The 11,003-nt window shown below is 42.6% G+C and carries 11 protein-coding genes; 8 read left to right on the plus strand and 3 right to left on the minus strand.

Translation table 11 applies throughout. The features are described from left to right. Window positions 1–247 precede the first annotated feature (247 nt). The gene (clpB, locus tag PX482_RS23535; RefSeq protein ID WP_288058365.1) at window positions 248–2,866 is read right to left on the minus strand and encodes an ATP-dependent chaperone ClpB; all 2,619 of its coding nucleotides are present in this window, start codon (window positions 2,864–2,866) and stop codon (window positions 248–250) included. A gap of 428 nt (window positions 2,867–3,294) precedes the next feature. After that, window positions 3,295–5,196, minus strand: coding sequence for a thiamine pyrophosphate-binding protein (locus tag PX482_RS23540; RefSeq protein ID WP_002759305.1), 1,902 nt, complete (start codon window positions 5,194–5,196; stop codon window positions 3,295–3,297). A 369-nt stretch (window positions 5,197–5,565) separates the two neighbouring features. Between PX482_RS23540 and PX482_RS23545 the strand changes: the two genes are divergently transcribed. The 3 genes from PX482_RS23545 to PX482_RS23555 all read left to right on the plus strand — a co-directional run bounded on the left by PX482_RS23545 (window position 5,566) and on the right by PX482_RS23555 (window position 7,500). Further along, entirely contained in the window at window positions 5,566–5,829 is a 264-nt protein-coding gene (locus tag PX482_RS23545; protein ID WP_002759304.1) for a HypC/HybG/HupF family hydrogenase formation chaperone, read from the plus strand. A 116-nt stretch (window positions 5,830–5,945) separates the two neighbouring features. After that, window positions 5,946–7,055 (plus strand): hydrogenase formation protein HypD, encoded by a 1,110-nt coding sequence (gene hypD / locus PX482_RS23550; RefSeq protein ID WP_002759303.1) that lies wholly within the window; start codon window positions 5,946–5,948, stop codon window positions 7,053–7,055. Window positions 7,056–7,146: 91 nt separating this feature from the next. Further along, the gene (locus tag PX482_RS23555) at window positions 7,147–7,500 is read left to right on the plus strand and encodes a hypothetical protein (protein WP_002759302.1); all 354 of its coding nucleotides are present in this window, start codon (window positions 7,147–7,149) and stop codon (window positions 7,498–7,500) included. Here PX482_RS23555 and PX482_RS23560 read toward each other — a convergent pair. Beyond that, window positions 7,497–7,949 (minus strand): HNH endonuclease, encoded by a 453-nt coding sequence (locus PX482_RS23560; protein ID WP_288123105.1) that lies wholly within the window; start codon window positions 7,947–7,949, stop codon window positions 7,497–7,499. The genes PX482_RS23555 and PX482_RS23560 overlap by 4 nt on opposite strands. Window positions 7,950–8,378: 429 nt before the next feature. Between PX482_RS23560 and PX482_RS28195 the strand changes: the two genes are divergently transcribed. The 5 genes from PX482_RS28195 to PX482_RS23585 all read left to right on the plus strand — a co-directional run bounded on the left by PX482_RS28195 (window position 8,379) and on the right by PX482_RS23585 (window position 10,713). Continuing rightward, window positions 8,379–8,555 carry a hypothetical protein gene (locus tag PX482_RS28195; protein ID WP_002759300.1) on the plus strand — a complete coding sequence of 59 codons (177 nt, stop codon included), beginning with the start codon at window positions 8,379–8,381 and terminating at the stop codon, window positions 8,553–8,555. A 351-nt stretch (window positions 8,556–8,906) separates the two neighbouring features. Further along, a complete protein-coding gene (locus tag PX482_RS23570; protein ID WP_002759299.1) occupies window positions 8,907–9,188 on the plus strand; it encodes a hypothetical protein in 282 nt (93 codons plus the stop codon). Window position 9,189: 1 nt separating this feature from the next. Further along, window positions 9,190–9,399 carry a DUF2283 domain-containing protein gene (locus PX482_RS23575; protein ID WP_223211798.1) on the plus strand — a complete coding sequence of 70 codons (210 nt, stop codon included), beginning with the start codon at window positions 9,190–9,192 and terminating at the stop codon, window positions 9,397–9,399. 442 nt (window positions 9,400–9,841) lie between these two features. Continuing rightward, a complete protein-coding gene (locus PX482_RS23580) occupies window positions 9,842–10,036 on the plus strand; it encodes an NAD(P)H dehydrogenase subunit NdhS (RefSeq protein ID WP_002759298.1) in 195 nt (64 codons plus the stop codon). Window positions 10,037–10,038: 2 nt separating this feature from the next. After that, entirely contained in the window at window positions 10,039–10,713 is a 675-nt protein-coding gene (locus tag PX482_RS23585) for an HAS-barrel domain-containing protein (RefSeq protein ID WP_002759297.1), read from the plus strand. Window positions 10,714–11,003: the final 290 nt, after the last annotated feature.

Raw genomic sequence — 11,003 nt, forward strand, 5'->3', positions numbered from 1 at the left:
CTCATTCAACTGTTGCAATCAGATTTCGATGTTCAGGAATTAGCAACTATTTGATTAGCTAGTTTATAGGAGAGTGGGAAGCTTTTTTTCAGTGATCAGTGAACTGATAACTGATACGGCCTTTCTGATCAAGATGAAGTATAACCGAATGTGGTATTGACGACCGGCGACCGACTCCTGACTGCACGAAAAACTTTTTCGGTAAACCCGAAATAATCAAAGGGTGAGCATTGCCCACCCTTGCTAATTAAGCGGTTACTACCTGGGAAGCTAACCGTTTAAAGGTCAATCTTTCATCGGCCACATCGACAAAAATCGTGTCTCCCCCTTTGAATTCGCCGCGCAGAATTGCCTTAGCGATCGGAGTTTCCACATATCTTTGTACTGCCCGTTTTAAGGGTCGCGCACCGTACACTGGATCGTGACCAATTTCTGCTAGATAATCGAGGGCAATATCGGCAAGTTTCAGGGCTAATTTTTGTTCCATCAAGCGATCGCTGAGATTGGCTGTCTGTAGTTTGACAATCGATCGCAGTTGCGCTTTTTGTAAACTATGGAAAATGATCGTTTCATCGATACGATTGAGGAATTCGGGACGGAAACTATTCCGCATTGCTTCCATCACCCGCGCCTGCATTTCCTCGTAACGAGACTCATCACCAGCCACGTCTAAAATGTATTGAGAACCGATATTACTGGTCATAATAATGATGGTATTTTTGAAATCAACCAGATGACCTTGAGAGTCGGTTAAGCGCCCATCGTCAAGGATTTGTAACATAACGTTAAAAACGTCGGGATGGGCTTTTTCAATCTCATCAAAGAGGATGACAGAGTAGGGACGACGCCGGATTGCCTCGGTTAATTGTCCTCCTTCATCGTAGCCGACGTATCCCGGAGGCGCACCCATGAGACGGGAAACGCTGTGTTTTTCCATGTATTCCGACATATCGATGCGAACTAGAGCCTCTTCCGTGTCAAAGAGATTGCGCGCTAAAGCTTTCGCCAATTCTGTCTTACCAACACCCGTCGGACCGAGGAAAATAAAGCTGGCCGTGGGACGGTTGGGATCCGATAAACCGGCGCGGGAACGTTGAATCGCTTCGGCCACGGCTGTGACCGCTTCCTCTTGACCGATGACACTTTCGTGTAATTCGTCTTCCAGATTGAGGAGTTTTTCTTTTTCCGATTCGATTAATTTATTGAGAGGAATTCCCGTCCATTTCGAGATAATTTCGGCGATATCCGATTCGAGAACTTCTTCCCTTAATAAACTTTTACCGGTGGTTTGTTTGTCGGCCAATTGAGTTTCTAGGGCGGACATTTGCCGCTGCAGATCGGTTAATTTTCCGAACTTTAATTCCGCAGCCCGATTATAATCATAATCGCGTTCGGCCTGTTGAATTTCCAGATTAACTTGTTCGATCGCTTCTTTAACCCCACGAACTTTATCGATAATCTCTTTTTCCCCTTGCCATTGGGCATTTAATCCCGATTGTTCTTCCTTGAGGTTAGCCAGTTCTTTTTCTAACTTTTCTAACCGTTCTCGCGAAGCTGGATCGTATTCCCGTTGTAGGGAAAGTTTTTCCATTTCTAACTGGAGAATTTTGCGATCAATTTCATCGAGTTCTTCCGGTTTAGAGGTGATTTCCATCTTCAATTTGGCCGCCGCTTCATCAACTAAATCAATGGCCTTATCGGGCAAAAAGCGATCGCTAATATAACGATTAGAAAGCAGTGCCGCCGCTACTAAAGCATTATCGGCAATTTTTACCCCATGATGCACCTCATAACGTTCTTTAAGACCGCGAAGAATTGAAATAGTATCGACCACATTTGGTTCATCTACTAAAACCTCTTGGAAGCGTCTTTCTAACGCCGCATCTTTTTCGATATATTTGCGGTATTCATCGAGGGTAGTGGCCCCGATACAACGCAATTCACCCCGGGCTAACATTGGTTTTAATAAATTGCCCGCATCCATTGCCCCTTGAGTGGCTCCCGCACCGACAACGGTGTGAATTTCGTCAATAAACATGATGATATTGCCTTGGGAATCGGTGACTTCCTTGAGGACAGCTTTTAATCTTTCCTCAAATTCTCCGCGATATTTTGCTCCCGCAATTAAGCCACCTAAATCGAGAGAAATGAGAGTCCGATCTAACAGAGATTCTGGCACATCGCGGTTAATAATCCGCTGGGCTAATCCTTCGACAATGGCTGTTTTTCCTACTCCCGGTTCCCCGATTAAAACTGGGTTATTTTTAGTCCGACGCGAGAGGATCTGAATGGTGCGACGGATTTCGTCATCCCGTCCAATTACGGGGTCTAATTTACCTTCCCGTGCCAATTGGGTGAGATCCCGTCCGTATTTTTCTAGGGCCTCGTATTTGCCTTCTGGATTCTGATCGGTCACTTTTTGACTACCTCTGACTTGTTGAATAATTTCTTTGAGTTTGTTTTCCGTAAGTCCGAATTCTTGAAAAATATTTTTACCGAAGCGATCATCTTTAGCGTAACCTAAAATTAAATGCTCGATCGAGATAAAGTCATCTCCAAATTCTCGACGATAATTTTCCGCTCGATCGAGTAAACTATCTAAACTACGACCTAAATAAATCGAGTCGCCGGGGTTAGAGATTTTCGGTTGACGACGGATAAAGTCATCGGTGCGATCCCGCAAACGGGCTAGACTAATATTAGCTTTACTAAAGACACTGCCCGCTAATCCCTCCTGTTCAAGAAGGGCTTTCATTAGATGTTCGCTTTCGATTTGTTGCTGGCTGTTCTGTTTGGCAATGTCCGGCGTTTTGACGATTGCCTCCCAAGCTTTTTCCGTAAATTGTTGTGGATTGGTTGGCTGCATTTTCTATAAGAGATTACTTTTATACCCTTGAGACTATTCTAGATTGACCGGTTTGTTGGCTTCTAGGGGCTTACCGTACCTAGTTCAGGGGGATTTCCCCTCAATGGTGCGATTTAAGCCGCTAAAGTTTATAAGCTGTCAGGGATTTAAACTGCGTCTTGGAAATTTTAGTACAAATGCTCGGATTCTCAACCAAGCTAAAATCTTAAGTAGCTGGTTATAATTAAATTAAAAATGAATTTTAGGTTCGATCCCCCCTGCCCCCCTTGATAAGGGGGGTGCTGATAGGCGGGGGGATCCCCCCTGCCCCCCTTGATAAGGGGGGTGTCTAATAATTTTTAACACCTACCTACTTAATTATTAAAGATGTTCACTGATAACTGATTACTGATAACTGATAACTGATTAATTCCCCCCTAAAATACTATCTAAGCGATTAAAGATTTAACTTTACTGATGATACCAACTGGGTCAATACCTTGGTGGGGGAACTGTTCCCATAAACCGCCACAACCTTCGTGGTGAGTACCGATATAGGCGTATTTAGGAGTTAAACCGCGTTCGAGTAACCAAGAACCATAACGGCTACCTAAACCCGTGCGACGGTTAAATGCTTCTACCACTAAAACAAAGGGAGAACTACCAACTTTAGCGATAATTTCTTCATCCACCCCATTGAGAGTCGGTTTATTAATTAAACCCACGTCGATCCCTTCTTGTTTTAAGCGTTCCACTGCATCTAAAGCGCGGTATAAACCATCGCCAAAGCTGATGATATAACCGGCAGTGCCTTCCCGAATTACTTCATCTTTTCCGGGGACAAAGGTGTAACCATCGCCAAAGAAATTATGGCCGTTAGTATCAAGAATATTGGGAGTTTTAGAACGAGTCGAGAAGATAAAACGTAAACCGGGTTGATGGAAAGTTGCCTCGACACAAGCGGTCATTTGTGCCGCATCGGCCGGGAAATAAAGACGGGTTTCGTAACCGTCATCCAGTCCATTATCGGCAAAGAAATTATTCAAACCAAAGTGACAGGTATTATCCGCCATATCATCGATACCGGAATGGGAAAAATGACATAAAAGATTAGAATAATTCAAGCGGGCCATGGTGATTTCAGAAATACACATTTCTAGAAAAGCGGCAAAGGTGGCGAAAATTCCCTGTTTACCTTTTTCCATCCCAAAACCAGCAGCCGCCGAAAGATTGCCCCGTTCCATAATACCGGAAGGAATAAACACTTCGGGATGTTTATCGTGGATAATTTTCAGACCGCAGGAACCCTCTAAATCGCTATCTACTACTAATACCTTAGCCTTGCGTTCTTCCTCGCTCATTTTGCCTAAAAGACTGACTACTGCTTCGCCGAAAACGTTGCGGTTAGAACCCCATTTATCCCCAGAACCGAGGAATTTATAGTCATTAGAAGGCTTCTTAATACTGTTGAGATATTCCACGGCGGCACTGTGTCCTTTTGCCTCTAAATATTTCAAAGCCAAGGGGACAGAAATCACATCATGACCGTGGTTAGAACCTTCTAAACCTTCAATTCCAGGACACATGGGACGTTTATTAATAATCGCAATCGGGCCAGGAGTATTAATTGCTTCACATATATTGCGATACAAACTATCGATATCTTCCCCATCTCCCACTAACACTTTTAGTCCATGGCCGGTGAGAGTTTTAGCCACATCATAACCGGGTAAATATTTGGAAGGATTACCGGCAATCGTCACATCATTATCATCAATAATTAGCTTAACATTGATGTGTTGAGCTACGGCTAAACGGGCAGCTTCTGCGTCATTGCCTTCCTGTTGAGAACCATCGGAACCTAAACAAAAAACGGTTTTTCCGGGGTTAGCTAAAGCGACACCGTTAACGTAGGGCCACATATGTCCTAAACGGCCAGAACTAAATTTGACGCCTGGGGTTAATCCTAATTCCGGGTGTCCGGGGAGTTTAGAATTGGCCTCGCGGTAGTGCATTAATTGTTCTGCAGGTAAAGAACCTTCTAACGCAGACATGAGATATTGAGTACCGACGCGGTGTCCCGCTTCATCGAAGAAGATTGGTACAAATTGACTAGGTTGACTGCGGAAAAGAGCATCGAGAATCACCACTTCCGGGACGGTATCGTAGGGGCCGCCGGTGTGACCACCCACACCCCGGGCCGCACCCGTGGCAGTAAAAAAGATGATAGCATCGCGACAAAGTTGGATATTGGCTTTTAGGGCGCTTCTTTGGTCGTCGGTGAGGGTGGGGTTACTGGGGTCGAGACTGATGGGTTTATAGGCGCTCAAATCGATGGGAAAGGTTGTCATCGTAGATTTTCCTTAATGTAGAGAAATAACTATAGTCAGGGAAATCATAGCCTAGAATGTCACCCGATCGATTGATTGAATAATTTCTTATCATTGATGTAGTCCCTAATACAAAAGTTTTACCCCTGCTGGGATAGCGTCCACGGTGCGGGACGGGGGAAATCTTAAAAAAGATACGGGAAAAAAAGCTGTTCTTGAGGGCAATGGTCCAGAATGGCAGCTAAGACCAAGTAAAAAGGATAACCTTTGACTGTATAGCGTTTCTCACAGGGATGAAGTATGACCTGATTCTCGGTTGATATTACTGCAACCTCTAGCCCAAAAATCAGCGCATAATTAGCAAAAACTAGATTTTTTAAGGTAAAAACTATGTGTTTAGGCATACCGGGACAAATTACGGCAATTATTGATGAAAACCATCATCTCGCTCTCGTCGATGTGGGGGGTGTAAAAAGAGAAGTAAATATTACTTGTATTGTTGATGAAGACCATCCTGCTAATACTTGTGTAGGGGATTGGGTATTAGTTCATGTGGGTTTTGCCATGAATCGAATCGATGAAGATGAGGCGCAAGAAACCTTAAATTTATTAACACAATTAGCAGAATTAGAGGCAGAATTTAATCATAATTAATGTTCTTAAAGTAGTCACCCATAAATTAATGCTGTTGTCTATCTCTAAGAAATGTAAATTACGGCAATTATTACTGACTACCGACAGCTAAAAATGATAATTAAAGGATATAAACTATGAAATACGTTGATGAATTTCGTGATCCAGTTAAAGCGGCAGGATTAATTCAACAAATTGAACAATTATCGATAAGAATCTCTGAAAAGCGGGAAAAAGTTACTAAAATTATGGAGGTTTGTGGAGGTCATACCCACTCAATTTTTAGATACGGTATCGAGGCAATACTTCCGGAAACTATCGAATTAATTCATGGTCCTGGATGTCCCGTTTGTGTGATGCCGCGAGGTCGTTTAGATGATGCCATTTTTCTCGCACAACAACCGAACGTAATTCTGACAACTTTTGGCGATACTATGCGTGTCCCCGGTTCCCATTTGAGTCTGCTGCAAGCACGAGCAAAAGGTGATGATATTCGCATGGTTTATTCTCCTCGCGATGCCTTAAAAATTGCCAGAGAAAATCTCGATAAAGAAGTAATATTTTTAGCATTAGGGTTTGAAACAACCGTTCCTAGTACCGCTTTAACTGTTTTAGAAGCGCAAAGAGATGGTGTCACTAATTTTAGTTTATTTTCTAATCATGTGGTGATTATTCCCGCTCTGAAAGCCTTGTTAGATAACCCAGATTTACAGTTAGACGGTTTTGTTGGTCCCGGTCATGTTAGCATGGTAATTGGCACAGAACCCTATCAAGTTATTGCCCAAGAATATCATAAACCTGTGGTAGTTTCTGGGTTTGAACCCTTGGATATTCTCCAATCAATTTGGATGGTATTAAAACAATTAGATGAGCAGAGATGTGAGATCGAAAATCAGTACGATCGAGTGGTACAAAATCAAGGAAATAGAGTCGCTTTATCGGCAATCAAGCAAGTTTTTGAACTGCGAGATCAGTTTGAATGGCGAGGTTTAGGAGAAATTGCTCAAGGAGGGTTAAAACTGCGAGATGAGTACAGTAATTTTGATGCGGAGAAAAAATTTACCCTACCCAATCAGCGTGTTAAAGATCACAAAGCTTGTCAGTGTGGCGAAATTCTTAAAGGTGTTTTAAAACCCTGGGAATGTAAAGTATTTGGTACTGCTTGTACTCCCGAACATCCCATCGGTACTTGTATGGTTTCTAGTGAAGGTGCTTGTGCCGCTTATTATAAGTATGGTAGAAATTAGTAAATTTTTTTACTGATTAAGGTTCCTTTCCGGTGAGGAAACGCTAGAATTATCACCAGAAGAAATTAACAATCTCTCGGTGATAAAAAAGATGAAGATCAAAAATAATCTGGGTTTATTTGGCTTAACTACCTCTGTGCTGCTAATTATCGCTTCGGAAATCGTTCTTGCTTCCCAAGAACAAACCCTAGAACTGCAACCAAGTCAACCCCCCAGCGCCGATTTTTTCAAACCCGTCACCAATCTAATTAAAGATTTAAACCATCAGGGAGTAACTATCACCGATCCCAATGATCCCATGGCGGTGCGCTACCGAGTCAATTCCCCCTGTCCTGGTTGTTCGGTTTATCTAGGCACGGGAGTTGCCAATCCTCGCACCCAGACTAATAATAATGGCATGGGAATCAATTTTGGTCTTGGTTTCACCATGCCTTTTTCACCCTAAATACCGATGACATATTTACGCCATTCGTGATTGTGATTCCCCCTGGTGTGCTTTAATAGCTCAAAGTGGAGACTGCTGTAGGGACGACGAGGTTGGGCGTGCAGGGACATATTGGCCTCTTTTGGTGTACGATTGCCCTTATGCACATTACAACGCACACAAGCCGCCACTAAATTTTCCCAGGTATCACCCCCCCCGCGAGAACGGGGAATCACATGATCGATGGTTAATTGTTCACCTCGGTAGAGACAGTATTGACAGGTGTGATGATCTCGTTCGAGAATATTACGACGGGTTAAAGGAATTTCCTTGTAGGGAACACGGACGTATTGCCTAAGACGGATAACAGAAGGCAAGGGTAAGTCACGACAAACCACTTTTCCGTTATGTTCTAGGGATTCAGCTTTTCCTTTCAACAATAAAACGATCGCGCGCCGCCAACTGGTAATATTTAGCGGTTCTTAGGAGGCATTCAACAGGAGAACCTTGATCATAGGTGTCTGGAGATCGCTTGAATTTACCCCGAATGGTAACACAGATAACTGGGATTGGAACCTATTACACTAAATCCGTTGAGTATAGATCTGGTAGGGTGCGTGTTTGCGGCGATAATTTCTGATGAAAAACTAAAATTAATAATCCGCGCCCCACGCACCAACCTTATCATCAAATTGGTGCGTTACGCTTTGGCTAATCCACCCTACTGGACTGTTTCAGCTAATTTGGTGTATTAGAAAAATGCTATAAATTCTATAATCTAAGACTTTAAGCCGAAATCTATTGCCCTATTTTAGCTGAAACAGTCCACTACGATTGATGTTTTTGTTTGAGCGCGATCGTTTATAATCAAAATATCATTATTTTGGAGTCAAAGAAAAATGCGTAAACAGACCATTCAATATACATCTTCTTTAGATGCTTTGATTGCCGTTGCCAAGCGGCTTAGCGTCTATGAAAACCAACATAAAATGGATTCCGAAGATTTTTATAACGAATACAATCAGGGAATATTGTCAGATGATATAGCGGTTCTCGCATCTGTGCGGCACACTTAAACCTTTGCTGATTAAGCTGTTCAGGATCGGGAATGTACCTCTTGTGAATCAGAAACACTATATAATCTTTATAGAATGGGCAAACGATTATCGTCATTACCTTGCTTTGCGTCAAGAATTAGAACAAATATTAAATCATGCTGCTTAAACTTTTATCTGATTACCTCAATCAAGTGCGATCGCCGATCTGGTAGGGTGCGTTCCCTGAAACCTTTGCGACTGCGACATGATTTGATATTCGGGAACGCACCACCCTTAAGGTTATGGTTTCGGTTGGTTACGGTGTTGGGGGTTTGGGAAGGAGAATTTAGATTAAAATAGATAACAGATAATTAGCAAAGTCTGCTCATAATGCCGAATATTATCTGGTCGGATTACTTACAATATCGAGCCAAACTGAGAGGATTTGAACTTGCCAAAATAGAAGAGATTCTCAAATACTCTGGAGAAAGGTACTACGATACTGAAACGGGTCGTCTTATTGCCGTAGGCAAGCATGATAATAGTTTAGTAATTATTCCTTATGAATACGATGATAATTTTATAACTCCTGTCACCATTCATGGGACAACACGCCAACAAATTCGATTTCGCCTAACAACTGGGAGATATACTATCCATGAGCAAACCTAAAATGAGATACTTTGAACAAGAAGACATTCTTCATTTAACTATTTCTGATGAACCAGAAGCTAACAGTGTAGAAATTAATCCAAATATTACGGCTGAACTTAATGATTTAGGAGAATTAATTGGCCTAGAGATTACTAATGCTAGTTCTTTTATCCGAGATTCAATTTTAGAGTCAACCCAAGGAAAAATATTAAATTTGTCCCCCCAATGACTTATTGAGTGCGATGCCGAAGGCACTGCCTAGCAGTACGCCGATCTTGTAGGGTGTGTTAGACGGCGATAATTTCTGATAAAAAACTCAAATTAACAATCCGCACCCCACGCACTAACTTTATTATTAAATTGGTGCGTTACGCTATCGAAAAGCTCACTCTACGAGTTAGTGCGCTCGCCTGTGGCTGGGGTTGAGGGTTGAATAGAGCAAATTATAAATAAAGCAAAATCGATGAGAACCATTCCCTTAACTTTAGAACAGCTTATTTAAGCAGTACAACAATTGTCGCCTGAAGAACGAATTGCGATCGCCTGATCGGGTAGAGAACAGGGACGTATTGCCTAAGACGGATAACAGAAGGTAGGGGTAAGTCACGACTCCCTGATCACTAATTTTTGATAAGCTAAGAGACAGTAATTATAATTTCGTCGTCAATCCTATGATTTTGCCAGGTAGTACCGTTCGAGTCACCAATCCCGATGATACCTACTATAAATTTGAAGGTTTAGCCCAGCGTTTAAGCGATGGGAAAGTGGCCGTTCTTTTTGAGGGGGGCAACTGGGATAAGTTAGTTACCTTTAATCTCTCGGAATTAGAAGAAGTAATTATTGCCCCGGCTAAAGGCAAAAAATAACCATGCGTCCACCCTTACCGCAATTGGCCACGGATAACCGCCATCCCGATCATATCGCCGAAGTTATCGAGACGACGACGACCGAGTTTTTAGCGCAATGTTTGGAACCAGAGGAGTTAAACTTTCCTTTTATGCCCGCTTTTGGTAGTTGGGTAAAAGCCTACGATGAAGAAACGGGTAATAAGATTTTTGGGATTGTCACCTTTGCCACCACTGCACCCATCGATTCGGTACATCGCGCTAGAGCTTTGGGGTTATCTTTGGCTGAATTGCGGGAACAACAGCCGCAGATTTTCGCTATGTTAAAAACGGAATTTCGGGCAACTATTGTCGGTTTTGAAACCCTGCCTGGACAATTTAATGGCAATGGTGCCGGGCGAGGTTATATCTATCAATATATTCCTCCCCGGCCTCCACAAATTCATCAGGCAGTTTATCAATGTGAGTCGTTAGAAGTGGTTTATTTTAGTGAACAATTAGACTTTTTACGAATTTTATTACAGGTCAAGAATACTCCCGTGGAAGCTTTGGCAGCTGCTTCTATCCGTCAGATGTACCAATTGCGTCAAGCCGATCGACAATGGTTAGTGAATGTGGGCAGACAGTTAAGTGTTTTACTTAAGGATGATTATGATCGCTTGCGTTATATTCTCAGTCAAATTCATATTAGTCCTTAGATGATGGCGTTGTCAGATCAGAAGAGGAAAGATGCAATGCTCCGGTGCTGATTCGGAGCATCTTTCCATTTGACAAAGCCGATTGTAGGGCTAATTCATGAATTAGCCCTACGCCGATTGTAGGGCTAATTCCACTGCTAAATCGAGCGACTCTTGTTCCCCACTTAAGCCCAACTATCGGCACTATTCGTTCATTAAACACTAATTGTCAAGATGCCATGTAATCTTTCCTATCAAAGTAATTTCAGTTCCGGTGCTGATTCGGAGCATCTTTCAATTTGACAACGCCA

The sequence above is a fragment of the Microcystis sp. M53602_WE12 genome (assembly GCF_030065455.1).
Classification (GTDB): Bacteria; Cyanobacteriota; Cyanobacteriia; order Cyanobacteriales; family Microcystaceae; genus Microcystis; species Microcystis aeruginosa.